Source organism: Citrobacter sp. wls716 (genome assembly GCF_005280975.1).
Lineage (GTDB): Bacteria > Pseudomonadota > Gammaproteobacteria > Enterobacterales > Enterobacteriaceae > Citrobacter > Citrobacter youngae.
In genome coordinates this window covers 72153-96646 of the sequence record NZ_SZWX01000017.1, presented here as the reverse complement: position 1 = coordinate 96646, position 24494 = coordinate 72153, and the positions used below count along the sequence as shown (strand labels likewise).

At 54.4% G+C, this 24494-nt stretch carries 25 protein-coding genes and 1 tRNA gene; 7 read left to right on the top strand and 19 right to left on the bottom strand.

Features of this window, described 5'->3' with window-relative positions; translation table 11 throughout:
- Nucleotides 1–120: 120 nt before the first annotated feature.
- Nucleotides 121–196 (bottom strand) — tRNA-Ile (locus FDX24_RS01795).
- 125 nt (nucleotides 197–321) lie between these two features.
- Here FDX24_RS01795 and mug point away from each other — a divergent pair.
- A complete protein-coding gene (gene mug / locus FDX24_RS01790) occupies nucleotides 322–828 on the top strand; it encodes a G/U mismatch-specific DNA glycosylase (protein WP_048218614.1) in 507 nt (168 codons plus the stop codon).
- Between the two features lie 30 nt (nucleotides 829–858).
- Here mug and FDX24_RS01785 read toward each other — a convergent pair whose 3' ends face one another.
- Both FDX24_RS01785 and FDX24_RS01780 read right to left on the bottom strand, forming a co-directional pair.
- Entirely contained in the window at nucleotides 859–2856 is a 1998-nt protein-coding gene (locus FDX24_RS01785; protein ID WP_106875579.1) for a TonB-dependent receptor domain-containing protein, read from the bottom strand.
- A 10-nt stretch (nucleotides 2857–2866) separates the two neighbouring features.
- Nucleotides 2867–3916 (bottom strand): YncE family protein, encoded by a 1050-nt coding sequence (locus FDX24_RS01780; RefSeq protein WP_048218613.1) that lies wholly within the window; start codon nucleotides 3914–3916, stop codon nucleotides 2867–2869.
- Here FDX24_RS01780 and FDX24_RS23780 point away from each other — a divergent pair.
- Nucleotides 3901–4080, top strand: coding sequence for a hypothetical protein (locus FDX24_RS23780; RefSeq protein WP_108361461.1), 180 nt, complete (start codon nucleotides 3901–3903; stop codon nucleotides 4078–4080). The genes FDX24_RS01780 and FDX24_RS23780 overlap by 16 nt on opposite strands.
- On the opposite strand, the gene rpoD is transcribed toward FDX24_RS23780, so the two are convergent.
- The 3 genes from rpoD to rpsU all read right to left on the bottom strand — a co-directional run bounded on the left by rpoD (nucleotide 4077) and on the right by rpsU (nucleotide 8352).
- A complete protein-coding gene (rpoD, locus tag FDX24_RS01770; protein ID WP_003024699.1) occupies nucleotides 4077–5924 on the bottom strand; it encodes an RNA polymerase sigma factor RpoD in 1848 nt (615 codons plus the stop codon). The two genes, FDX24_RS23780 and rpoD, sit on opposite strands and share 4 nt — an antisense overlap.
- Before the next feature lie 232 nt (nucleotides 5925–6156).
- Nucleotides 6157–7902, bottom strand: coding sequence for a DNA primase (dnaG, locus tag FDX24_RS01765; protein ID WP_048213264.1), 1746 nt, complete (start codon nucleotides 7900–7902; stop codon nucleotides 6157–6159).
- Between the two features lie 234 nt (nucleotides 7903–8136).
- Nucleotides 8137–8352, bottom strand: a complete 216-nt coding sequence (gene rpsU, locus FDX24_RS01760) for a 30S ribosomal protein S21 (protein ID WP_001144069.1) — start codon at nucleotides 8350–8352, stop codon at nucleotides 8137–8139.
- Between the two features lie 236 nt (nucleotides 8353–8588).
- Here rpsU and tsaD point away from each other — a divergent pair, with 236 nt between their 5' ends.
- A complete protein-coding gene (tsaD, locus tag FDX24_RS01755) occupies nucleotides 8589–9602 on the top strand; it encodes a tRNA (adenosine(37)-N6)-threonylcarbamoyltransferase complex transferase subunit TsaD (RefSeq protein WP_115642819.1) in 1014 nt (337 codons plus the stop codon).
- A gap of 37 nt (nucleotides 9603–9639) precedes the next feature.
- Here tsaD and ureG read toward each other — a convergent pair whose 3' ends face one another.
- From ureG to ttdA, 10 genes are all read right to left on the bottom strand, one after another.
- The gene (ureG, locus tag FDX24_RS01750; protein WP_115642820.1) at nucleotides 9640–10257 is read right to left on the bottom strand and encodes an urease accessory protein UreG; all 618 of its coding nucleotides are present in this window, start codon (nucleotides 10255–10257) and stop codon (nucleotides 9640–9642) included.
- A 9-nt stretch (nucleotides 10258–10266) separates the two neighbouring features.
- The gene (locus FDX24_RS01745; RefSeq protein WP_137363733.1) at nucleotides 10267–10938 is read right to left on the bottom strand and encodes an urease accessory protein UreF; all 672 of its coding nucleotides are present in this window, start codon (nucleotides 10936–10938) and stop codon (nucleotides 10267–10269) included.
- Nucleotides 10938–11396, bottom strand: a complete 459-nt coding sequence (gene ureE / locus FDX24_RS01740) for an urease accessory protein UreE (protein ID WP_003024684.1) — start codon at nucleotides 11394–11396, stop codon at nucleotides 10938–10940. Before ureE ends, FDX24_RS01745 begins: the two co-directional genes overlap by 1 nt.
- Before the next feature lie 9 nt (nucleotides 11397–11405).
- Complete coding sequence (gene ureC, locus FDX24_RS01735; protein ID WP_137363732.1) at nucleotides 11406–13109, bottom strand: urease subunit alpha; 1704 nt, start codon at nucleotides 13107–13109, stop codon at nucleotides 11406–11408.
- Complete coding sequence (locus tag FDX24_RS01730) at nucleotides 13102–13422, bottom strand: urease subunit beta (protein ID WP_115601441.1); 321 nt, start codon at nucleotides 13420–13422, stop codon at nucleotides 13102–13104. Before FDX24_RS01730 ends, ureC begins: the two co-directional genes overlap by 8 nt.
- 9 nt (nucleotides 13423–13431) lie before the next feature.
- Nucleotides 13432–13734 (bottom strand): urease subunit gamma, encoded by a 303-nt coding sequence (locus tag FDX24_RS01725; protein WP_003024678.1) that lies wholly within the window; start codon nucleotides 13732–13734, stop codon nucleotides 13432–13434.
- Nucleotides 13735–13744: 10 nt separating this feature from the next.
- Nucleotides 13745–14569: an urease accessory protein UreD gene (locus FDX24_RS01720; RefSeq protein ID WP_197081319.1), complete on the bottom strand. Its 825-nt coding sequence runs from the start codon at nucleotides 14567–14569 to the stop codon at nucleotides 13745–13747.
- Nucleotides 14570–14691: 122 nt separating this feature from the next.
- Entirely contained in the window at nucleotides 14692–16155 is a 1464-nt protein-coding gene (locus tag FDX24_RS01715) for an anion permease (RefSeq protein WP_115642824.1), read from the bottom strand.
- A gap of 48 nt (nucleotides 16156–16203) precedes the next feature.
- Entirely contained in the window at nucleotides 16204–16809 is a 606-nt protein-coding gene (gene ttdB, locus FDX24_RS01710) for a L(+)-tartrate dehydratase subunit beta (protein ID WP_115601445.1), read from the bottom strand.
- Nucleotides 16806–17714, bottom strand: coding sequence for a L(+)-tartrate dehydratase subunit alpha (ttdA, locus tag FDX24_RS01705; protein ID WP_048213258.1), 909 nt, complete (start codon nucleotides 17712–17714; stop codon nucleotides 16806–16808). The genes ttdB and ttdA overlap by 4 nt, the downstream gene beginning before the upstream one ends.
- Before the next feature lie 212 nt (nucleotides 17715–17926).
- Between ttdA and FDX24_RS01700 the strand changes: the two genes are divergently transcribed.
- A complete protein-coding gene (locus FDX24_RS01700; protein ID WP_137363731.1) occupies nucleotides 17927–18868 on the top strand; it encodes a LysR family transcriptional regulator in 942 nt (313 codons plus the stop codon).
- Between the two features lie 31 nt (nucleotides 18869–18899).
- On the opposite strand, the gene plsY is transcribed toward FDX24_RS01700, so the two are convergent.
- Nucleotides 18900–19517, bottom strand: coding sequence for a glycerol-3-phosphate 1-O-acyltransferase PlsY (gene plsY / locus FDX24_RS01695; protein WP_003024662.1), 618 nt, complete (start codon nucleotides 19515–19517; stop codon nucleotides 18900–18902).
- Between the two features lie 106 nt (nucleotides 19518–19623).
- Here plsY and folB point away from each other — a divergent pair, with 106 nt between their 5' ends.
- On the top strand, nucleotides 19624–19992 hold the full coding sequence (gene folB / locus FDX24_RS01690) for a bifunctional dihydroneopterin aldolase/7,8-dihydroneopterin epimerase (protein ID WP_115601448.1): 369 nt from the start codon (nucleotides 19624–19626) through the stop codon (nucleotides 19990–19992).
- Nucleotides 19993–20082: 90 nt separating this feature from the next.
- Nucleotides 20083–20901: an undecaprenyl-diphosphate phosphatase gene (gene bacA, locus FDX24_RS01685; protein ID WP_048213256.1), complete on the top strand. Its 819-nt coding sequence runs from the start codon at nucleotides 20083–20085 to the stop codon at nucleotides 20899–20901.
- Between the two features lie 97 nt (nucleotides 20902–20998).
- Here bacA and FDX24_RS01680 read toward each other — a convergent pair whose 3' ends face one another.
- Together FDX24_RS01680 and FDX24_RS01675 are read right to left on the bottom strand one after the other, a co-directional pair.
- Nucleotides 20999–22240, bottom strand: a complete 1242-nt coding sequence (locus tag FDX24_RS01680) for a multifunctional CCA addition/repair protein (protein WP_137363730.1) — start codon at nucleotides 22238–22240, stop codon at nucleotides 20999–21001.
- Nucleotides 22241–22301: 61 nt separating this feature from the next.
- Nucleotides 22302–22922, bottom strand: coding sequence for a TIGR04211 family SH3 domain-containing protein (locus FDX24_RS01675; RefSeq protein ID WP_048213254.1), 621 nt, complete (start codon nucleotides 22920–22922; stop codon nucleotides 22302–22304).
- A gap of 241 nt (nucleotides 22923–23163) precedes the next feature.
- On the opposite strand from FDX24_RS01675, the gene FDX24_RS01670 reads away from it, so the two are divergent.
- Nucleotides 23164–24465 carry an inorganic triphosphatase gene (locus FDX24_RS01670; RefSeq protein WP_137363729.1) on the top strand — a complete coding sequence of 434 codons (1302 nt, stop codon included), beginning with the start codon at nucleotides 23164–23166 and terminating at the stop codon, nucleotides 24463–24465.
- The last annotated feature ends 29 nt before the right edge of the window (nucleotides 24466–24494 follow it).

The following is a 24494-nucleotide window of genomic DNA, read 5'->3' as shown; positions in this document are numbered from 1 at the left end:
CATGCGCCCTTCTCAACAACAGCATCTACGAATGAATATTACTTGATACTTCGCACAAGTATCCTATAGGTATCCTAGAAATGAAAAAGGACTTACATTTTCACGTAAGTCCTTGAAATTTGGTGGCCCCTGCTGGACTTGAACCAGCGACCAAGCGATTATGAGTCGCCTGCTCTAACCACTGAGCTAAGGGGCCTTGGCGGTGGATTATAAAGTAACTCCGCGTTGCAATCCAGACATAAGCGTACGGATGCTGTTTTTATAAACAATGTATTTTCAGTCCGTTATACTTGTTCCTCTGATGTATTGTTCGGAGTAATTATGGTTAAGGACATACTGGCACCGGGGCTGCGGGTGGTGTTTTGCGGCATCAATCCGGGGTTATCTTCCGCAGGTACAGGATTCCCCTTTGCACACCCCGCTAATCGCTTCTGGAAGGTTATCCATCAGGCGGGGTTTACCGATCGCCAGCTTAAACCTGAAGAGGCACAGCATCTGCTGGACTTCCGCTGCGGCGTGACTAAGTTTGTCGACAGACCAACGGTGCAAGCCAATGAGGTAAAGCTACAAGAGATGCGTAGCGGCGGTCGTCTGCTTATTGAGAAAATAGAAGAGTATCAGCCAGCCGCGCTCGCTATCCTCGGGAAGCAGGCATTTGAGCAGGGGCTTAGCCAGCGTGGGGCGCAGTGGGGAAAACAGACGCTGACCATTGGCGCGACGCAAATATGGGTATTGCCGAATCCCAGCGGGTTAAGCCGGATCACGCTGGATAAACTGGTAGAGGCGTATCGGGAAGTGAATGTGGCGTTGAAGGCGCGCGGCCTGTAACTGCCGGAGCCTTAGGCTCCGGCGTCACTGTCAGAACTCGAAGCGTGCGCCCATGTTGTAGCGGCGTCCTTCCACGATGGAAGACTGGTTATAGGACGTTTTGTAGATTGGGTTCACGTCGAACAGGTTATAAACCCCCGCCATCAATGTGATGCTCTTGTTGAGATGGTAGCGTGCCCCTAAATCGACCAGCGCATAGGCGTCGGTTGACGTTGATTTGCCGATGTCAGGCGTATTGCTGCGCCAGCTGGCTTTGCTCCACAGTTCAAGATCGTTAAGTGCATTCCATGTCAGAGACAGGTTGGCCATGCTCGTCGGGAACTCGTTCAGTGCCTCTCCCTTGTACTGACCGCTCTTTTGCTCGCTGTGGGTATAGGTGTAGTTCGCGTTCGCTTTCAGCGCGGTAGTGACCTGCCAGTCGCCGTTCAGCTCCAGGCCATAGATTTCCGCGTCACTGACGTTGAAATACTGCGAGACTTCTTCCGCTTCATACCCGTTGTAAATGCACTTCTGCGTGGCCGTTGCGGTACAGATGGTGTAGTCGCTGATCTTGTCCTTGAATTTGGTGAAGAACACGGTTGCATCCAGTGCCAGTGTGTCCTGTTGCCAGTAGACGCCCAGCTCGGTGTTGACGCTCTGCTCAGGTTTCAGGTCATCGTTGCCGATCCCAATGAAAGAATACGGATACGAACCGTAGACGCTGGTGAAACCTTCATTGTTCTCACGCAGGTCCGGTTTTTTATAGCCCGCCGATACGCCGCCCTTCAGCGCCCAGCTTTCGTCAATCGTCCAGTTACCGTAGAGTTTTGGCGTGACGTGGTAGCCAAAGTAGCTGTCGTGATCGAGACGCGCCGAGGTGGTGAGGGTGAAGTCCGGAACCATCATCCAGGCATCTTCCGCGAAGATGGCCCAGCCGTCACGGGTGATCTTGCTGACAGGCGTTATGCCCGGCACTTCTTTGTTTTCGATGCCGAAAGTGTCGTCCAGCTCATTACGGGTGAAGTTGATCCCCAGCGTCAGCTTGTGGTCGCCCAGCGTAAAGGTGTTCGCGCTGTTGGCTTCATAGTTTTTCTGCTTAATGAACTGCGAACTCATGCCCGGCACACGATACTCGGTTTTAGCGTTTTCGTAGCTGATGAAGTTCTTCACTTCCAGCAGATCGTCGCCGTACCAGGCATGCTGCGCAAGTGAAGCGGCATCGCGGTCAAAGTCCCATTGCCAGGCTTTATCATTGTGTGATTTTACCTGATGCCCTTTGACGACGTTCAAATCCCACAGTTGGGTGTCGGTCGGCGACATGTTGATGGTGGCATCCAGATTGCCAGCCTGGTGCTTCACAAAGCGCTCATCGGAGATGCTGTCGTCATCACGGCGATCAAGATAATCCGCCGCTACGCTCACTCCGAGCTTGCTGGGGATAATTGGCCCCATCAGGAAGACATTGGTCTGGTTGGTGTTACCGTACTCGCTCTTCTCTTGCAGGAAGTAGTTATCTTCCAGCACACCTGTCCATTTATCGAGGTTGTAGCCTTTTTTGGTGATGACGTTGACCACGCCGCCGATGGAGTCAGAGCCATACAGTGAGGACATCGGTCCGCGAATCACCTCGATTCGCTCGATAGCAGCAAGCGGCGGTAAAAAGGCAGCCTCTGTCCCGATATGGTGTCCGTAAGGACGCGATTCGCGGGTGCCTTGTTTGATGCCGTTGACCATGTAGGAGGTATAGGTCGAGTCCATGCCGCGCATCTGCACATCGCCTGTGGCAAGGCTACCGTTGCCATTACCCACCAATACGCCGGGCATCTCGCGAAGGGCTTCGGTGACGTTCTGGTTAGAGCGGGTGTTCAGTTCTTTCTCGCCGACGACGGAGATGGTCGCCGGTGCCTCACGGCGTTCCTGTGCGAAACCGGTGGCGGTGACCACCAGTTGATCTTCATTATCTGGTGTGGTTTCTTCGGCGAAAACGGTCGCCGGGAGGCTGGCAAGGGCGAGCGAAATCGCCAGCGCGGTACGAGTCTGGTTAATCACAACGCATTCCTCAGAACTGGGTTAAATCGAGCTTGAGTACATAGTCAGCCTTGTTGGCTTTTTCATCCTGCTTCACGCTAACGAAGAGCGTTTTGCTGTCAGGAGAAAGCACCATGCTGTTTGGCATTGCTGCCGTTTTGATGGTGTGCTTCAGGCTGTAAGTGTTGGCATCGATAACGCTAATCTGACGGGCATTGCGATGGGTAACATACACTTCGTTGCGGGCAGGGTTATAGACCGCAGCGATGGAGTTTGGCGTGGGAACGCGGTGAACAATTTTACCGCTGCCCAGTTGGACTACCAGCACGTCGGCGGTGTTGGTATCGGCGATAAATCCGACGCCTTTGGCCGTGTTCAACGCGATGTTCAGGAAGTAATGCTTCGGCTCGGAGGGGTCAACCTTCACACGCGACAGAACCTGCGACGTTTTGCCATCCAGGGTAACCAGTTCGCCTTTGCCAGTGACGGCGTAAACTTTATCGCCAGCTTCATCAACGGCGAAACCGACCGGATCCATCCCTTTGAGGGCGTGTAATAGTTTCTGGTTATACGTGTCGACAACCCACAGCACACCTTTATTTTCACTGCCAATACCGGAGACATACAGACGGTGGTGCTTCTTGTCGAGCACCACTTCACGAACGTGGGCTTTATTTTCTTCGTCTGCAAGCTGAAGCATTTTCACTTCTTTATGGGTACGGGTATCCAGCAGGGTCAGTGAGCCATCCAGCGCATTACCTAGCCAGAGAATGTGGTTAGGTTCATCCAGTGAGACCGCAAAAGGACGGCGTTCGGTGGCGATCCGCTCATCGACTTTTAATGATTCAGTTGAAAACAGGAACACTTCACCGGCGGTTTTATCTTTGTCGAAAGAGGGGGCAGAGGCTGCATAGATAGCCTGTTGTCCGGCGTCATAAGCCAGTTCGTAAACGCCATGACCAAGCGTCTGAGAGGCGAACTGATCCTCAGTAAAGTCTTTTGCCAGGGCTGAACCGGCATAAAGTGCCAGTGAAATCGCAAGCGCGCAGAGGGACTGATTTTTTAATGTTTTTAAATTCATGTCATTTTTCTTTACAGTTGTTTACGAAAAGAAAAATGATAATGAAAATAAATATCATTTACAATTGCATGTATAGGCGATGCCCCCTACCAATTTTTGTACACTGCGGAAAATCCCAAAAAAAAGCTCCCCGGAGGGAGCTTCTTAATAACAGAAACGATTAATCGTCGAGGAAGCTACGCAGTACTTCTGAGCGGCTCGGGTGGCGCAGTTTACGCAGTGCTTTCGCTTCGATCTGACGGATACGTTCACGGGTAACGTCGAACTGTTTACCCACTTCTTCCAGCGTGTGGTCGGTGTTCATGTCGATACCGAAACGCATACGCAGAACTTTCGCTTCACGGGCGGTCAGGCCAGCCAGAACGTCGTGCGTTGCGGCACGCAGGCTCTCGGTGGTCGCAGAGTCCAGTGGCAGCTCGAGGGTGGTATCCTCGATGAAATCACCCAGATGCGAATCTTCATCGTCGCCGATCGGCGTTTCCATGGAGATAGGCTCTTTCGCGATCTTCAGCACTTTACGGATCTTGTCTTCTGGCATCAGCATGCGTTCAGCCAGTTCTTCCGGCGTCGGCTCGCGGCCCATCTCTTGCAGCATCTGACGGGAGATACGGTTGAGCTTGTTGATAGTCTCAATCATATGTACCGGGATACGGATGGTGCGCGCCTGATCCGCGATCGAACGGGTGATCGCCTGACGGATCCACCAGGTTGCATAGGTGGAGAACTTGTAACCACGACGGTATTCAAACTTATCAACCGCTTTCATCAGGCCGATGTTACCTTCCTGAATCAGATCCAGGAACTGCAGGCCACGGTTGGTGTATTTTTTAGCGATAGAGATAACCAGACGTAAGTTCGCTTCAACCATCTCTTTTTTCGCACGGCGGGCTTTCGCTTCACCGATGGACATGCGACGGTTGATATCTTTAACCTGCTCGATGGTCAGGCCGGTTTCTTCTTCAATCTGCTGCAGTTTCTGCAGGCCGCGGTGAACGTCATCTGCCACATCGTGCAGTTTTTCAGACCACGGCTTGTTCATCGCGATTGCCGCGTTGAACCAGGTTTCGCTGGTTTCGTTGCCAGTAAACAGGGTGATGAAGTTTTTCTTCGGCATTTTGCACTGCTCAACGCAGAGCTTCATGATCAGACGTTCCTGAGTACGCACGCGGTCCATCATGACGCGCATGCTGTTTACCAGGTAGTCGAACTGCTTCGGCACCAGACGGAACTGTTTGAACACTTCGGACAGCTTCTGAATTTCTTCCTGCGCGGCAGCATGGCTGCGGCCTTTCGCTTTGATGGTGTCGCGAGTGATTTCGTACTGAGTACGCAGTTCACCGAATTTTTCACGCGCTAACTCAGGGTCGATGCTGTTGTCGTCATCGCTGCTGTCGTCGTCGCCATCTTCTTCATCTTCGTCTTCATCGTCATCCATCTCTTCCTGAGAGAGTTCAGAACCGACGTGCGTCGCCGTTGGCGCCATGTCTTCTTCCGCGTTCGGATCGACAAAGCCGGTGATCAGATCGGAAAGACGTGCTTCTTCAGCTTCAACGCGATCGTACTGCTCAAGCAGGTAGGTGATAGCTTCCGGGTATTCGGCAACGGAGCATTGAACCTGGTTAATCCCGTCTTCGATGCGTTTAGCGATGTCGATTTCGCCTTCGCGGGTTAACAGTTCAACGGTACCCATTTCGCGCATGTACATGCGGACCGGGTCAGTTGTACGGCCGATTTCGGACTCAACGCTGGACAGAACCTGGGCAGCCGCTTCTTCCGCGTCTTCATCGGTGCTGTTGGAGGTTTCAGCAAGCAGCAGATCATCGGCATCAGGTGCTTCTTCCATCACCTGAATACCCATGTCATTGATCATTTGGATGATGTCTTCGATTTGATCTGAATCGACGATATCTTCCGGCAGATGGTCATTGACCTCGGCATAGGTCAGATAGCCTTGCTCCTTACCACGTTGGACAAGAAGCTTCAGCTGTGACTGCGGGTTTTGCTCCATAAGACGGTATCCACACTTAATTCGTTTGATTGGTGTTGGGCGGTAAAACCGCCAACGGCAAAACGAGGGCATACTTATATTTTGCCGCTGCCTCTCCGTGCGGCTGTCGGGGGCTTCCCGATCGATATTCGGCAGTTAAGCCGTTAAATACTTCATCCTTCACGTTGTCTCTGCGTTAGCTGAGTTCGTTTACTTGCTGCCTTGATACAACGCGAGTGATTTTGTCTTTCTCTTATTTCCTGGCCAGTTCCTGGTTCAGCGTCCAGAGTTCCCGGCGTTCTTCGCTGCTTAAACCGTGTGTGCGCTCACGAGCTATCAACTCTTCCTGGCGCAGTTCAAGCATCGAATCAAACATATGGTTGAGTGAGTCGGTGAAGGTTTTTTCCGCGATATCTTTATCTGCTATATCGTCCCACATCGACAGTTTTTCAAGGGTCGCAGCATCATTTGTGCCACGGTAGTGTTCTAAAAGTTGCCCGGTGGTCAGACCTGGCTGAGCCAGACAAGTGTTGACCAGTTCTCTGAATAAGCCAAGTCCAGGCAGCTTATTGCTATCCAGTGCGCCTAACGGTGGAACCAGCGGGGCAAGCTCCGGGTTCTGCACCAGCAACCCTATAAGTATACGCATGGTCGTACGTTTTAGCTGTGGAACAGGGCGGGAAGCCCCATTTTCTGCCAGTTTTGGCATTAAACGTTCAAGCTGGCTGTCATCCAGAATGCCGAGCTTGTTTCCCAACTCCTGTCGCAGGTAAATGCGCAACGTTTCGCCTGGTACCTGAGTAATCAGTGGTAATGCCAGCGTGCTGAGCTGTGCGCGTCCATCTGGGGTACTCAAATCCACCTGCGGCAACAGGCTGTTAAATAAAAACGCAGAGAGCGGCAGCGCCTGCTCCATCCGGGCTTCAAAGGCCTCTTTCCCTTCTTTGCGCACCAGCGTATCGGGATCTTCGCCGTCAGGTAAAAACATAAAGCGTAGCTGGCGTCCGTCTGTCATATAGGGCAGTGCGGTTTCCAGCGCGCGCCATGCTGCGTCGCGCCCGGCGCGGTCGCCGTCGTAACAGCAAATTACGTTGTTCGTCGCGCGGAACAACAGCTGAATGTGATCTGCGGTGGTGGATGTCCCAAGGGATGCCACGGCGTAGTTAATGCCGTATTGCGCCAGCGCCACCACATCCATATAGCCTTCTACCACTAACAGGCGCTGCGGATCGGCGTTATCCTGCTGGGCTTCATAAAGGCCATACAGCTGGCGACCTTTATGGAAAATATCGGTTTCCGGGGAGTTCAGATACTTCGGCAGGGCATCGCCCAGCACGCGTCCACCAAAACCAATGACCCGACCACGTTTGTCGCGGATGGGGAACATCACCCGTTCGCGAAAGCGATCGTAACTGCGTCCCTGATCGTTGGTAACCAACATCCCCGCATCGACCAGCGATTTGCGATTCTCAGCATTACCGCCAAACCGTTTCAGGACGTTGTCCCAGCCGGGGGGCGCAAAACCAATAGCAAAACGGGTGATAACGTCGCTACTTAATCCTCGCTTTTCCAGGTACTGGCGCGCAGGGGTAGCGGCGGGCTGCATCAAAGACTGTTGATAAAAAGTGTTCAGGCCGTCCATCAATTGATAAAGGCTTTGCCGTTGATGGCGCTCTATCTGACTGGGGCCACTGCCTGCTTCATAGGGCACTTCAAGGTTGTGCATTGCGGCCAGTTCTTCGACGGTTTCCACAAACTCGAGCTTGTCGTAGTTCATGAGAAAGTCGACGGCGTTGCCGTGCGCGCCACACCCAAAGCAGTGATAAAACTGTTTTTCACCGTTTACGGTGAAAGAGGGGGTTTTTTCGTTATGGAACGGACAGCACGCGTGATAATTTTTGCCCTGCTTTTTCAGCTTTACCCGCGCGTCGATGAGATCGACGATGTCGGTTCTTGCCAGCAGGTCATTGATAAATACGCGTGGAATTCGTCCAGCCATATGCCCCTTTTATACACTTCATCCTTCAGCCTGCCTCTGTGTTGGCTGCGCTCGCTCACCCCTGTCACTTACTTATGTAAGCTCCGGGGCTTCACTCACTTGCCGCCTTGATGCATACTGAATGATTTTGTGTATATGCCAATGCATAAACGAAAATAAGCCGCGCATTCCTTCCGGAAGCACGGCCTTACAACTACAACTCAGTCTGAATTGAGAGCTTTGGCTCTCAATAGATTAGTACAGACGAGTGCGGCGTGCGTTTTCGCGAGCCAGTTTCTTCGCGTGACGTTTCACAGCAGAAGCTTTAGCGCGCTTACGTTCGGTAGTCGGTTTTTCATAGAACTCACGACGACGAACTTCCGCCAGAACACCTGCTTTTTCGCATGAACGCTTGAAGCGACGCAGTGCTACGTCGAACGGCTCGTTTTCACGTACTTTAATTACCGGCATGTAACTCTCACCTTTAATAAATTCGGTTTGCCGCTGGCATCAACGCCAGCTTATTTCAAAATGGTGCGGAATTTTACTGCAATTGCTGCTGCTTTGTAAAGCACCGACGCGATTTTGAAAGGGACTTTTATAAGGACAAGGAGTATACACGAGCGGAACTCCTGGGGCGAACAAAGTTTTACATCAACCCGCATTGGTCCTACACTGCGCGGTAATAGAGCGAGGTAAAACAAGTCATGCGTGTACTGGGTATTGAAACATCCTGCGATGAAACCGGCATCGCCATTTACGACGATGAAAAAGGTCTTTTAGCCAACCAATTGTATAGTCAGGTGAAATTACACGCTGACTACGGCGGCGTAGTGCCAGAACTGGCCTCGCGCGATCACGTACGTAAAACCGTACCGCTGATCCAGGCCGCGCTGAAAGAGGCGGGACTGACAGCCAAAGAGATTGACGCGGTAGCCTATACCGCAGGTCCTGGTCTGGTTGGCGCGCTGCTGGTTGGCGCGACCGTAGGACGTTCGCTGGCGTTCGCCTGGGGCGTACCGGCAATTCCTGTGCACCATATGGAAGGGCATCTGCTGGCGCCGATGCTGGAAGAGAATCCCCCTGCTTTCCCGTTCGTCGCGCTGCTGGTTTCCGGCGGTCACACGCAGCTTATCAGCGTCAACGGTATCGGTCAGTATGAATTACTCGGCGAATCGATTGATGATGCTGCTGGCGAAGCGTTCGACAAAACCGCCAAGCTGCTGGGGCTGGATTACCCTGGCGGCCCAATGCTGTCAAAGCTGGCCTCGCAAGGCGTTGAAAAACGCTTTGTCTTCCCGCGCCCGATGACCGACCGTCCGGGGCTGGATTTCAGCTTCTCCGGGCTGAAAACCTTTGCCGCGAATACCATTCGTAATAACGAAAATGACGATCAAACGCGCGCAGATATCGCCCGAGCCTTTGAAGATGCGGTAGTTGATACGCTGATGATCAAGTGTAAACGTGCGCTGGATCAAACCGGTTTTAAACGTCTGGTGATGGCGGGGGGCGTGAGCGCTAACCGTACACTACGCGCAAAACTGGCCGAGATGATGCGAAAACGTCGTGGCGAAGTATTTTACGCGCGTCCGGAATTTTGTACCGACAACGGGGCGATGATCGCCTACGCGGGCATGGTGCGTTTTAAAGCAGGCGCAACGGCGGATCTTGGCGTAACCGTGCGCCCACGCTGGCCGCTGGCGGAATTACCGGCGGCGTGATTTTTTGCCCGGTGGCGCAATGTTACCGGGCAATACGCTATATCCGCAGCATTCCTTTCTCTTCCAGAAACGCGATAATTTTTTCCAGACCCTCTCCGGATTTTAAATTACTGAACGTCCACGGACGCTCGCCGCGCATACGCAGGGTATCGCGTTCCATCACCTCCAGCGAGGCGCCGACGTAAGGGGCCAGATCGGTTTTATTGATAACCAGAAAATCGGATTTAGTGATCCCCGGGCCTCCCTTACGCGGGATCTTCTCGCCTTCGGCAACGTCGATCACATAGATTGTCAGATCCGCTAATTCCGGACTGAAGGTGGCGCTTAGGTTATCGCCACCGCTTTCCACAAAAATCAGATCCAGATTGCCGAATTTCTCGCTCAGCGCCTCTACGGCAGCCAGATTCATCGACGCATCTTCGCGGATGGCGGTATGCGGGCAGCCGCCAGTTTCCACACCGACGATCCTGTCTGGCTCCAGGGCGCCCGCCTCGGTGAGAATACGCTGATCTTCTTTGGTGTAGATATCGTTAGTCACTACCGCCAGTTGATAGCTGCTGCGCATGGATTTGCATAACGCTTCCAGCAGCGCCGTTTTGCCGGAACCGACCGGGCCGCCAACGCCCACACGCAGGGGATGCTTGTAGTTACTCATTTTTTCTCCTCAGGAGCGGAATAATCGGGAATATTGCGTTTCATGCCGGGCAGACGCGATAGCGGCCAACGGCGTTGCGGAGCCGAGACTGGCGTCAGGCGTCGCCAGCGCCTGTGCCAGGCCCTGCGCATAGCGATCGCAGAGCGCAATAATCAAACGCTGGGCCGCCTGTTGTCCAAAAGGAACCAGCTTGACGCCAGCCATCACAGCGCTCTCAATCCAGCTGTAGCCGAGGCTTAACGCCAGTTCGGTCAGGGGAATTCTCCAGCGCACGCCCAGCCAGGCCATGCCGCAGAGTTGGCTGTCGGCGAAGAGGGGGCGCCACTCTCGCGAGCAATCCGCCTCCCAGTCGGTGACCAGCCGCGTAAACGCCGCGCCCCGGCTGCGTTCTTCATCCCGCAGTTCGCGGGTTTCGCGACAGGCCAACAGGTAAGTGGTCCAGCGGCGCGCGGCAGCGAGATCGTCCTGCTCGCAGGCGTGATACAGCCTCGCCAGCAGCGGTAGGTCGACGGTAAAAAAGTTCTGCTCCATCTGTTGAATTTGCCAGGCAGAGAAGTCATCGACGCTTTTCACCCAGCCGATTTCCACCGCCCACTCCAGACCCTGGGACCAGGTAAACGACCCCACCGGGAGAGCGCTGCTGGCGAGCTGCATCAGACGCAGCTGTTGGGTGTTATGCATCAGTGCGCATGGCCGTGATGATGCCCGTGTGATTCACTGGCATAAGCGCCTGCTTCCGGTTCAAACGGTAGTTGAGCGAACGTCACCTCGAGGTTGAACTGGCGCAGCATGGCGTCCAGCACGTGATCGTGGTGGTAGCGCAGCTCATCGGGCAGGATTTGCAGCGGAACGTGGCGATTACCGAGGTGGTAACAGGCTTTGGCGAGCAGGAAAGGATCGGCGCAGCGCACCACGGAAACCGACTCCGGCGCGGCGATCACTTCAATCACTTCGCTGCCATCGTCGGTGGTCAGCAGGTCGCCACCGCGCAGCAGCAAACCGCGCGGTAGCATTAGCCCGGCTTCGCGACCGTCGTTCAGCGCCACTCTGGCACGACTTTTTACCCGCATATCAATGGGTAGCGTGACGCTTGCGGTGACGCGGTGGGCGTGGTCCAGGCGTTGGGTCAGGTAGATCATCGTCACTCCTCAAAACAGAAAATAGCGTTGCGCCATCGGCAAAACGTTTGCCGGTTCGCTGGTAATCAGTTCGCCATCAATACGCACCTCGTAGGTCTGAGCATCGACGGTGATATTGGGTTGCAGGTTGTTGTGGATCATGTCGGCCTTTTTCACTGTTCTGCAGCCTTTGACCACGGCGATAGCGCTTTGCAGGTTGAGCTGCTGCACGATGTTTTGCGCGTCAGCGGCTTGCGAAATAAAGGTCAGCCGGGTGTGATGCCGCGCTGCGCCAAGTGCGCCGAACATCATGCGGTAATGCACCGGCTGCGGGGTGGGAATCGAGGCATTGATGTCGCCCATCGGCGCACAGACGATCATCCCGCCTTTAACGATCGTCGCCGGTTTTACGCCAAAGAATGCCGGTGACCACAGCACCAGATCGGCCAGTTTGCCAGGCTCAACGGAGCCGACTTCATGGGCGATACCGTGGGTTAGCGCCGGATTGATGGTGTATTTGGCGACGTAGCGTTTAATGCGCAGGTTGTCGTTGTCACCGGTTTCTTCTGCCAATGGGCCACGCTGAACCTTCATGCGGTGCGCCACCTGCCAGGTGCGCAGGATCACTTCGCCCACGCGCCCCATTGCCTGTGAATCGGACGAGGTCAGGGAAAAGGCGCCAATGTCATGCAGCACATCTTCGGCAGCGATCGTTTCCCGGCGAATGCGTGATTCGGCAAAGGCCACGTCTTCGGCGATATCCGGATCGAGATGGTGGCAAACCATCAGCATGTCGAGATGCTCGTCGATGGTGTTGATGGTATAGGGCAGCGTCGGGTTCGTAGAGGAGGGCAGGATATTCGGATGCGCGCAGGCGGTGATGATATCCGGTGCATGACCGCCGCCCGCGCCTTCGGTGTGAAAAGTATGAATGGTGCGATCGCCAATCGCCGCCAGCGTATCTTCCACGAAACCGGACTCATTGAGCGTGTCGCTGTGCAGCGCGACCTGGATGTCCATCTCGTCGGCCACGGTCAGTGCGCAGTCGATGGCGGCAGGCGTGGCGCCCCAGTCTTCATGGATTTTCAGGCCAATGGCGCCCGCGCTGATTTGCTCGCGCAAGGCGTCAGGATTTGAGCCGTTACCTTTGCCCAGTAAACCGATGTTAACCGGTAACGTGTCTGCCGCCTGCAGCATGCGAGCGATGTACCACGGACCCGGCGTACAGGTGGTGGCGTGCGTTCCCGCGGCCGGACCGGTGCCGCCGCCGATCATCGTCGTCACGCCGGAAACCAGCGCCTCTTGCGCCTGCTGTGGGCAGATCCAGTGAATATGCGTATCCACGCCGCCCGCGGTGACGATCTTGCCTTCCCCGGCGATGACTTCAGTTCCCACGCCTATCGGGATCGTAACGTTGGGCTGAATATCGGGATTACCTGCCTTGCCGATGGCGAAGATCCTGCCGGCTTTGATACCGATATCCGCTTTCACGATCCCCCAGTGATCGACGATCAGCGCGTTGGTTATTACCAGATCCACACATGCATCGGCGCGCATTTGCCCCTGGCCCATGCCGTCGCGGATCACTTTTCCGCCGCCGAATTTGACCTCTTCGCCGTAGGTGGTGAAGTCTTTTTCTACCTCGATCCACAGGTCGGTATCCGCCAGACGCACTTTATCGCCGGTGGTTGGGCCAAACATGTCGGCGTACGCCTGCCGGGAAGTTTCACTCATTATCTGCCTCCAGCGCGCCCATTACTTCGCTGCGAAAACCCACGATCCTTTGTGCGCCAGCAACGCGCACCAGTTCTACTTCGCGTTTTTGTCCTGGCTCAAAACGCACCGCTGTGCCCGCAGCAATGTTCAGACGAAAGCCGCGTGCGGCCAGCCTGTCAAAGCGCAGCGCCGGGTTCACTTCGAAAAAGTGATAGTGCGATCCCACCTGGATGGGCCTGTCGCCATGATTTTCCACCACGATCGTGCAGATCTCCCGCCCCTGATTAAGCGCGATATTGCCTTTTGCGATCTGATATTCACCTGGGATCATTGCCGCTCCTTAGACGATCGGGTTGTGGACGGTGACCAGCTTCGATCCGTCCGGAAATGTGGCTTCAACCTGAATATCCGGGATCATTTCCGGTACGCCTTCCATCACCTGATCGCGACGCAGCACGTGACGCCCGTCCTCCATCAGCGCGGCCACAGTTTGCCCGTCGCGCGCCCCTTCCATGATGAAAGCGCTAATCAGCGCCACCGATTCCGGGTAGTTCAGCTTCAGCCCGCGGGCCAGGCGACGTTCTGCCACCAGCGCGGCGGTAAACAGCAACAACTTGTCTTTTTCTCTGGGAGTCAGTTCCATAAGGATTCTCTTAGGTTTGCCAGATTCGCGGTAGCACAGGCGCTTTGTGTGTCAGCAACGGGCGTAGGAATTGCCAGATGTCACGCATAACGCGCTGTACAATCAGGTTGTCGTCGGCAAGAAAGCGGATTGTTAGCAGCGAGTCATTAAGCGTTGCCCCGGCGTAATCGCCAAGCGGTGTAAGCCGCTCGCGCGTGCCCTCCAGCATGTGTTCGCTGGCCGGATAACACAGCAACGTGCCGACCCAGGGATGATGCGCAACGCCACTCAGCTCTCCCTCCTGCAACTGCAAGCGTTCTATCAACAGCGGCTGGTCATCTCGCCACACTTCCAGACGGTTTTGCAGCACGCCGTGGCTGAAGGTCTCTTGCATAACCGGTCGCCCAAGACACAACAGATCCCAGGCCAGCAAACGACTCTCTGATGCGATGTGAAATACAGACTGAATAACAGCGTTGGCACCGGGAAAGAGGATTGTATCCTGCGGCAGCCACTCCAGCGTGGCGTGCGAGGCGAGGGTAAAGTGCTGGCGCAGCAACGCTTGTGGCCCTCGGCTGCGATAAAACTTGCCCGCGCCGGGCTGGGTGATTAACGCATGGCTGTTTTCGTCGAGTGTGACGGCAATATGAAGCTCATCTCCGCCAACGATCCCCGCAGGTGGATGCAGCAAATAGAGGTGACAGACCTCCTCTTCCGGGTAAAACGGACGCTGAACCGTCAATGGACCATGATGACGCGCCGAGGCGAGCACCGTTTTGTGCCCGGTGCGGGTAAAATGCAGATCCAGTTCGGCCTGCCAGCCCCGTGTGAGTGTCTCGTGCGCAACCGTGTCCAGAGCGTTTCCCTTATCAGCATGAGGGTGTTTGCATACAAAAAAGTATGCCTCAGCGCATCGGGAAAAGGGTCATATGAGAAGCTTATGGAAAAAGGGGCGACAATACGCCGCCCCAATGGGGTTTACAGTAACACGAGGGGCATCCAGACCAGACCGGTGATCACCAGTAGCACGAGGAAAATCAGGCCAAAAATAGCGCCGAGCCGCCAGTAATCCACCGTAGGCAAATAGCCGCTGCCGTAGTAGATAGGGCTGGGACCGGTGGCGTATGGGGTCAGAATGCTGCCCAGGCCAATGGCGGCGCCGACCATCAGGCAGAAGACCGGTAATGGGATTTCCGGCATCGCCAGCGCGGCGGCAATCATCATCGGCGCGAGGGCAGAGGTATACGCCGTGGCGCTGGCAAAGAAGTATCGCAGCAGGTAGAACACCACGATCAGCGCTACCATCACCATCACCGGCGAATAGCCACTCAGCCCGTTTGCCAGCAGCTTGCCGAACCAGGAGATAAAGCCGGTGTTGTTCAGTCCGGTGGCGAGCGTTATCAGCGAGGCCAGCCAGAAAAAGACGTTCCACGCGGCTTTATTACTGACGATGTCATCCCAGTTGATGATGCGCAAAACCAGCATCAACGCCACTACGCTGTATCCGACCATCGCCGCGTCAATAAAATCGCCGCCGAAAATCCACAACACCAGTGCGCCGACCATCAGCACCAGCATCTTTTTCTCGCGGGCGCAGAGTGGTCCCATCGCTTTTAGCTCTGTATCCGCCCAGCGTGGAACCTGATCGCCGGATTTCAGTACCGGTGGATACAACACATATGCCAGCCACGGCACGATCAGCACCAGCAAAATGCTCAGTGGCAGCATGCCTAAGAACCAGTCGCCCCAGCTCAGCGCCGTGTGGGACGCGCCTTTCATCAGGCCGATCAACAGCAGGTTCGGTGCCATCGCCGTTAAGAAAATAGCGCTGGTAACGCAGTCAGCGACAATGCCCATCCACATGATGTACGAGCCAATGGAGCGTGAACTGGCGCTATTGGGTTGTGAATTATACAGCGGCGGCAGGTTGCAGATAATCGGGTAGATTATTCCGGCTCCGCGCGCGGAGTTGGAAGGCGTGACGGGAGCGAGGATCAGCTCTGAGAACATCACCGCATAGCCGAGAAACAGCGTCCGGTGTCCCATCTTTTTCACCAGCATCAGCGCGATTCGCCGACCAAGGCCGGTTTTTTCATAGCCGGTACCAAACATAAAGGCCGCGAAGATCAGCCAGATAACCGAGTTTGAGAATCCAGATACCGCCCACGACAGCGATTTGGCGGTAAATTTAAAACCGTCCTGCGCGAGTTGCTCCGGGCTGAACAGCAGCCACGGTGAAAGGACGGCGATGATCGAAATTCCAATCATCGCCACCACTGCGCCCGGTACAGGTTCCAGAATAAGCCCGACAATCACACCGGTAAAGACGGCAAAATAGAGCCAGGTATGACTCTCAAGACCGGTGGGGACGGGCAGAACAGCAATAATGGCGATGACCACCAGCGGAGCCAGGTATCGCCACCAACCAGCTAAAGGTGCCATTGTTGTATCCCTGCGAAGAGGGAGAGGCGTTACGCCCCTCCGGGAGGGTTATTTGATGTAGTGCACGTGCTCGCAGATTTCATCGACGATAGGATCGCGACGTTCAGCGAACAGCTTTTTGTTTTCGGCAATCAGGTTATTGCCGTGGGTATCGATGGAAACGATCAGCGGGCCGAACTCTTTTACCCTGCATACCCACAGAGATTCCGGCATGCCGAGTTCAGTCCAGTGTACCTCTTCAATTTCTTCAACCTGAGTTGCCGCCACGACCGCACAGCCAGCCGGGAAGATGACGTGCAGCGCTTTGAACTGCTTGCAGCCTTCTTCCGTCAGCGGTCCCATGCCGCCTTTGCCGACCACCAGCTTGACGCCCGTCTGCTCGATAAAGTCTTTCTCAAACGCTTCCATACGCATGCTGGTGGTTGGGCCGACGGAGACCATCTCCCATTTTTCACCGTTCTTACGGACGATCGGGCCCGCATGGAAAATGGCTTTGCCGTTCAGGTCATAAGGAATCGGGCGCTTCAGTTCGATCAGGCGGCGGTGGCAAACGTCACGGCAGGTCACCAGCGTGCCGCTCAGGTAAATGACATCGCCAACGCGAATGTCTGCCAGATCTTCGGCTTTGATCGGGGTTGTGAGGATCTTTTTCATAACGCGCTCCGGGTGTGAGACAGGTTTTCGAAGGAGAGATCGGCATGAACCAACAGCGTGCCGCGACGATGCGCCCAGCAGCCGGTAGAGACGGCAACGCCGATAGTCGACGGGTGGCGCGCGGCGGATTCGATATGCACGCCCATCACTGAGCTATTCCCGGTCAACCCTTGCGGCCCGATGCCCAGACGGTTAAGCCCTTCTTCCAGGCGCAGTTCCAGTTCTGCCGCTTTTGGGTTTGGATGGCGTGATCCGATTGGGCGCAGCACCGCTTTACGCGAAAGCACGGCAGCGGTTTCTACGGAGGTGGCAATACCTACGCCCACCAGCACCGGCGGACAGGCGTTGACTGCCAGCGTGGAGATATTTTCGAAGACAAATTTCACCACGCCTTCGTAGCCTTCAGAAGGCATTAACACTTTCGAGCGCCCCGGCAGCGTACAGCCGCCGCCTGCCATGTAGACTTCGATTTCCGCGTCATCGTTATCAGGGATGATGTCCCAGGTGACCCACGGCACACCGGTGCCGGTATTTTTTCCGGTATTCACTTCGTCAAAAATCTCAACCGCGTTATGGCGCAGCGGCGCTTTTACCGTGGCATCTTCAACGGCCTGTTTCAGAATACTTTGCAGTTCGCCGAGGTGTGGAAAACGGGAACCGACCTTCACAAAAAACATGATTTCACCGGTGTCCTGACAGGCCGGACGATTCAGGTCGATAGCTTTCTGCATGTTGTCAAACATGGTGTGGTAGATGATTTTACCCATCTTTGATGTTTCGCCTTCACGCAGTTGCTTTAATTTATCCACAACATCGTCAGGCATGCGGGTAGAAATCATGGCGGTAAAGTCGGCGACAATGTTCGTCAGCGTAGTTATCGCTTGTTGGTTATTTTGATTGCTCATCTTATTAACTCCAGTTCTTTTATTTGTCTGGAAATAAATTCTCCGCCACAAACTACCACTAAAAATGTGGTTTTATATTATTTGGCACTGTGAATATCTAATTAACAGTTCGTGAATGATGTCCAGATAAGGCAATAAAAATTGCGCCAGGGCAGGGTTTAATACGTATGGGAGAATTACACTGCGGTTAACCACATTACGGATTACCGATCATGCTGAACACGTATCCCCTGGCGAAAGACCTGCAGGTGCTGGTTGAAATTGTTCATAGCGGCAGCTTTAGCGCCGCCGCCGCAACGCTGGGCCAGACGCCAGCGTTTGTGACGAAGCGCATTCAGATCCTTGAGTCCACACTAGGGGCTACGTTGCTAAGCCGCTCGGCGCGCGGCGTGGCGCTAACGGAGAGTGGTCAACGTTGCTATGAACACGCGCAGGCGATCCTCGCAGGTTATCAACATCTGGTCGATGACGTTACGCAACTCAAAACGCGTCCGGCAGGGATGATTCGTATCGGCTGTAGCTTTGGTTTTGGGCGTAGTTATATTGCACCGGCAATTACCGAATTGATGCACAGCTATCCTGAATTACAGGTACATTTTGAACTTTACGATCGGCAAATTGATTTGGCGCAGGATAATATCGATTTGGATATTCGTATCAATGATGAAATTCCTGATTATTATATTGCTCATTTGTTAACGAAAAATAAAAGGATATTATGCGCAGCCCCGGCGTATTTACAAAAATACGGTGAGCCGATGACGTTACAGGAATTAATTCGACATGATTGTCTGGTCACCAAAGAACGGGATATGACTCACGGGGTGTGGGAACTGGATAACGGCCAGGAGAAAAAGTCGGTTAAGGTGGCGGGACATCTTTCTTCTAACAGCGGTGAGATTGTGCTGCAGTGGGCGCTGCAGGGAAAAGGGATCATGCTGCGTTCTGAATGGGACGTACAACCGTTTCTGGCTAGCGGTGAACTGGTGCGGGTGCTACCGGACTATGCGCAAAGCGCCAATATCTGGGCGGTTTATCAGGAGCCGCTGTATCGCAGCGTGAAGCTTCGCGTGTGCGTGGAGTTTCTGGCGACGTGGTGTCAGAACCGATTAGGCAAACCGGTGGAGGGGTATCACATCCCCGAGGCCGGATAAGACGCCGACGCGTCGCTATCCGACAATAAAATCACTCGGGATCTTTTTCGCGTTTTTTCTTCAGCTTGGTCCAGATCTTCGGCTCCTGACGACGCCACAGACGCTGAATGTTGTCATGGTGACGAAGCAGAATTAAGCACGACAACATGGACACCGGGAAAGTGAACTGGGGATTGAACCACCAGACGTAAAAAGGGGCGATCAGCGCACTGACGATAGCGCCTAACGACGAATAGCCGCTTAACAGGACGGTTAGTAGCCAGGTTCCGGCCATCACGCCGGTTAAGTCCCAGCCAATCGGCGCAATTGCGCCAAAGGCGGTGGCAACGCCTTTTCCACCTTTAAAGCCGAAAAATACCGGCCAAATGTGTCCCAGACAGGCGGCGATTGCGATCAATCCCAGCCAGAAGGGGCTGACGCCTAGCGCATAGGCACCCCAGACGGGTAACATACCTTTCAGGACGTCGAAAATCAGTACCGCGACGGCGGCTCCCTTGCCACCGATGCGCAGCACGTTTGTCGCGCCTGGATTCCCAGAGCCGCTGTCGCGCGGGTCCGGCAATCCAGCAAGGCGGCATACCAGAATAGCACTGGAAATTGAGCCACAGAGGTACGCGAAGATAATCATTCCAGGCGCGATTGCACTCATAAGCTGTTCCGTTTTGAAAATGTCGTGTAAAACGCTACTTCTGTGGATAATACGCATATTTCGCCGGAAGTGGTATCCGGGTTAGCCAAAAAGCAGGCAGGTCGTGATGGATATTGTATTTATAGAGCAACTTTCTGTAATCACCACTATTGGTGTTTACGACTGGGAACAAACGATCGAACAACAGTTGGTGTTCGATATCGAAATGGCGTGGGATAACCGCAAAGCGGCGAAAAGCGATGATGTGGCTGATTGCCTGAGCTATGCTGATATTGCTCAAACGGTTGTTAACCATGTGGAAGGCGGGCGTTTTGCGCTGGTAGAACGTGTGGCGGAAGAGGTGGCGGATTTGCTACTTAACCGCTTTAATTCTCCGTGGGTGCGCATCAAGCTGAGCAAACCTGGTGCGGTGGCCCGTGCGGCAAACGTCGGGGTCGTTATTGAGCGTGGCAATAATCTGAAAGAAAATAATTAATTTAATAATTTCTAAATCAAACGGGTATAAAAGAGTCCTGACGTCGGCTCTTTTTTGCCGTGTTTTTTCTCTTTCGTTAGGGGTTTATTGATGAGTGATATGCACTCGCTGCTGGTGGCGGCAATTTTGGGTGTGGTCGAAGGGCTGACGGAGTTCCTACCCGTTTCCAGTACCGGCCATATGATAATTGTTGGCCACTTGTTAGGTTTTGAGGGCGATACCGCAAAAACGTTTGAAGTCGTGATCCAACTGGGTTCCATTCTGGCGGTAGTGGTGATGTTCTGGCGACGTCTGTTTGGTTTAATTGGCATTCACTTTGGCAAGGCCCCGCATGAAGGTACTGGTAAAGGTCGGCTGACGCTGGGGCATATCCTGTTGGGGATGATTCCAGCCGTTGTCCTGGGGCTGGTCTTCCACGACACCATCAAGTCACTGTTTAATCCGATCAACGTGATGTATGCGCTGGTGGTGGGGGGCGTGCTGCTGATTGTCGCAGAGTGCCTGAAACCGAAAGAGCCGCGCGCGCCGGGTCTGGATGATATGACATATCGCCAGGCGTTTATGATTGGCTGTTTTCAGTGTCTCGCGCTGTGGCCGGGTTTTTCTCGCTCAGGAGCGACGATTTCTGGCGGTATGCTGATGGGCGTGAGCCGTTACGCGGCCTCTGAATTCTCTTTCCTGCTGGCGGTGCCGATGATGATGGGCGCGACGGCGCTGGATCTCTACAAGAGCTGGTCGTTCCTTAGCGCATCAGATATCCCAATGTTTGCCGTCGGCTTTGTGACCGCGTTTATTGTGGCGCTGGTGGCGATCAAAACCTTCCTGCAGCTGATTAAGCGTATCTCGTTCATTCCGTTTGCGATTTACCGCTTTGTTGTGGCGGCTGCCGTCTATGTGGTTTTTTTCTGATCGCCACTAAATGCCGGATGGCGCTGCGCTTATCCGGCCTGCGGGCGCAATATGTAGGCCGGATAAGGCATTTATGCCGCCATTCGGCAACGCCAGTTTAATGGGCAGGTTTCGGGCACCGCTTCTCCTTCCAGTTGGCCACCGCCGCGATGCGGCGTCGGGTCAGTTCTTCACGAATTGCCTGACCTTTGAATCCCGCTTCCACGACATCTTTCGTGGGTACCGCCTGCGCAACCTGCCAGGCTTCGCGCAACAGCCTGCCTTGCGGGTAATCCGCCGCTTCAAAACCGGTTCGCCCACGCACGTCGGCCTCACTGGTCAGGGCGATTTGCTCCACGCGCTGCGGTTTGCGCCACGCATCGATGGAATCAAACAGCTTAACGATGGTTTTCGGTTGCAGGATCGGGAAGGTATGAATCAGGTCGTGGAACTCGGCTACCAGTTTGGCTAAGTCGCGGATGTCATTCGGCACGCGCAGGCGCTGACACAGTTGCTCGACCAGCTTAACGCCCGCCGGACCGTGGCCGTGGTGGCGCGGCCATAGCGCTTTAGGCGTTAATGCTTTACCGAGATCGTGACACAGCGTGGCGAAACGTACGTCGACCTCCGGACTTAACATGGCTGCCATCGACAGCGTCATCAGCGTGTGAATACCGGTATCAATTTCCGGATGCCACTGCGCGGGCGCGGGAACGCCGAACAGAGCATCTACTTCCGGGAACAGCACGCGCAGTGCGCCGCAGTCGCGCAGAACCTGAAAAAATACCTGTGGGTTGCGGGTGGTTAAGGCGCTTTCTGTCTCTTTCCACACGCGTTCTGGCGTCAGGTGTTCCAGCTCTCCAGCGGCGGCCATGTTGCGCATCAGCGTCATGGTTTCGTCAGCGATACGAAAGCCGAGGTGCGCATAGCGGGCAGCAAAGCGCGCCACGCGCAGCACGCGCAGCGGATCTTCGCTAAAGGCCGGGGAAACATGACGCAGCAGGCGGTTTTCCAGATCGTCGCGTCCGTTATACGGGTCGATAATCTCCCCGTTGTCATCGCGGGCCATTGCGTTGATGGTCAGGTCGCGCCGCTGAAGATCGGCTTCCAGCGTCACATCTGGCGCGGCATAACAGGTGAATCCGGTGTAACCTGAGCCCGATTTTCGTTCGGTGCGCGCCAGCGCATACTCTTCCCGGGAGTGTGGGTGGAGAAACACGGGGAAATCGCGGCCTACCTGCTGATAGCCCGCGTCAAGCATCTCCTGCGGCGTGGCACCGACAACGACCCAATCTTTATCTTTAATCGGTAGCCCTAATAACGCATCCCGAACAGCACCACCGACCAGATAAATCTTCACGCCACTTTCCTTTTGAAAAAAACATCCCTTAATCATATGTCAGTGTGGCGGAGAAGGCGATTCAGTTCATCCAGCGATCTTTGCGTTTACGGCTTGGGATCATGTGCGGCAGAACCAGACCGAGCAGCAGACCAAGACCCAGCACGCCGCCGCCATACATAAACCATTGCATGATGATAGTACGCTGTTTGTCATCAAGCTGAAGGTTGGCTGCGCTTACCTTCTTTTGCGCCACGATAAGCTCGTTCTTCAGCTTCTGGTTTTCTTCTTTCAACCCGTCGATCACGCTGTCGCTTTGCGATACTTTTTGCTGCATATCGGCGGTACGCTGATTCCATGTGGTATCGATATTATTGAGCTTATCGGTCAGTGTTTTAACCTGGTTTTCCAGATCGGGTACACGGGTACGCAGGCTTGGCGTACTGTTCAGCTCTTTCAGTGGGATCCAGGCGGTACGTCCGGTGCTGTCTTTCACCTGGGCGTAGTTGGTGTTGGCATCGGTCTGTAATAGCGTGACTTCCTCGCCGGCGTTAACCGTACCCACGAGGCGATAATTATCTCCCGGACCGCTGCGGACCCAGGTGTTCAGTTCGTCAGAGACATAGCGCTTCTCTTCGGCATGAGAGACTGCAGTGGCGCTAAGTGCGAGTAAAGTTAATCCAATCAGGCGTAATTTTGGCATCAGGCTGTCGTTATTGTCATAGAAAGTGGAACGATAGTAGTGGCATCAGTGTCTCTACGCAAAGCATTCGACATCAATCGGAATCATCTGTGTCCTTTTTGCCACCACCCGAAACTTTTACGCCCGTCAAATTGCTCGTTGCATGGCAATTTGGCGCAAAATACTATCTACTGACCATAAAGAACGAACTTAGTTCGCAGTCAGTTTTCTCAACTGTGACATAACCCATAAGTACAAGACCATGGCCCAGGAAATCGAATTAAAATTTATCGTTAATAGTGACGCTGTAGATGCGCTGCGTGAACGTCTGAATACGCTGGGGGGAGAGCATCATGCGCCCAGCCAGTTGCTGAATATTTACTACGAAACGCCGGATGCGTGGTTGCGTGGTCACGATATGGGGCTGCGTATTCGCGGTGAAAACGGTCATTACGAAATGACCATGAAAATTGCCGGACGCGTGACGGGCGGACTGCACCAGCGGCCGGAATATAACGTTGCACTAAACGCGCCTGAGCTGGATCTCACCTTGTTCCCAACGGAAGTCTGGCCCGATGGCGAGCTGCCCGCTGAACTTGCTTCTCAAGTGCAGCCGTTGTTCAGCACTGATTTTTACCGTGAGAAATGGTTGGTTGATGTTGATGGCAGCCGGATTGAAATGGCCCTCGATCTGGGGGAAGTGAAAGCGGGCGAGTTTGCAGAACCTATCTGTGAGCTTGAACTTGAACTGCTAAGCGGCGATACCCGTGCGGTACTGAAGCTGGCAAACCAGCTGGTTTCGCAAACCGGTTTACGCCAGGGCAGTTTGAGCAAAGCAGCGCGCGGTTATCATCTGGCTCAGGGGAATGCGCCGCGCGAACTCAAACCGACGCGGATTTTGAAGGTTCCGGCGAAGGCGAGCATTGAGCAGGGGCTGGAAGCGGCGCTGGAGCTGGCATTATCACAGTGGCTGTATCACGAAGAGCTGTGGGTACGCGGCGTGAAAGGGGCGAAAGCCGAGGTGCTGGCGGCAATGGGTCTGGTGCGTCACATTCTGATGTTGTTTGGCGGTAATGTGCCACGAAAAGCGAGCGCTCACTTACGTGAGTTGCTGACCCAATCGGAAGCGATCATTGCGTCGGACGTTTCTGCTATTTCGGCGGTTTACAGCACCCAAACGGCAATGGCCAAACTGGCGTTAACCGAATGGCTGGTGACCAAAGGGTGGCAGCCATTCCTGGATGCGAAGGCGCAGGGCAAAATTGCCGACTCCTTTAAGCGTTTCTCGGATACGCATCTCTCACGCCATGCCGCTGAACTGAAAACCACTTTCGCTCAGCCGTTGGGCGATAAGTACGTCGATCAGCTACCGCGCCTGACGCGCAACATTGATAGCATGCTGATGCTGGCGGGATACTACGACGAAAATGTTGCATCGGAATGGATCGCCAACTGGCAGGGCTTACGTCGGGCTATTGTGGCCAACCAATATATTGAAATTGAACACTTCCGCAACGAAGCGATCGCGCTGGAACCGTTCTGGCTGCACAGCGGAAAACGATAATCAGGGTTGAGGCCGGGATGCCTGATGGC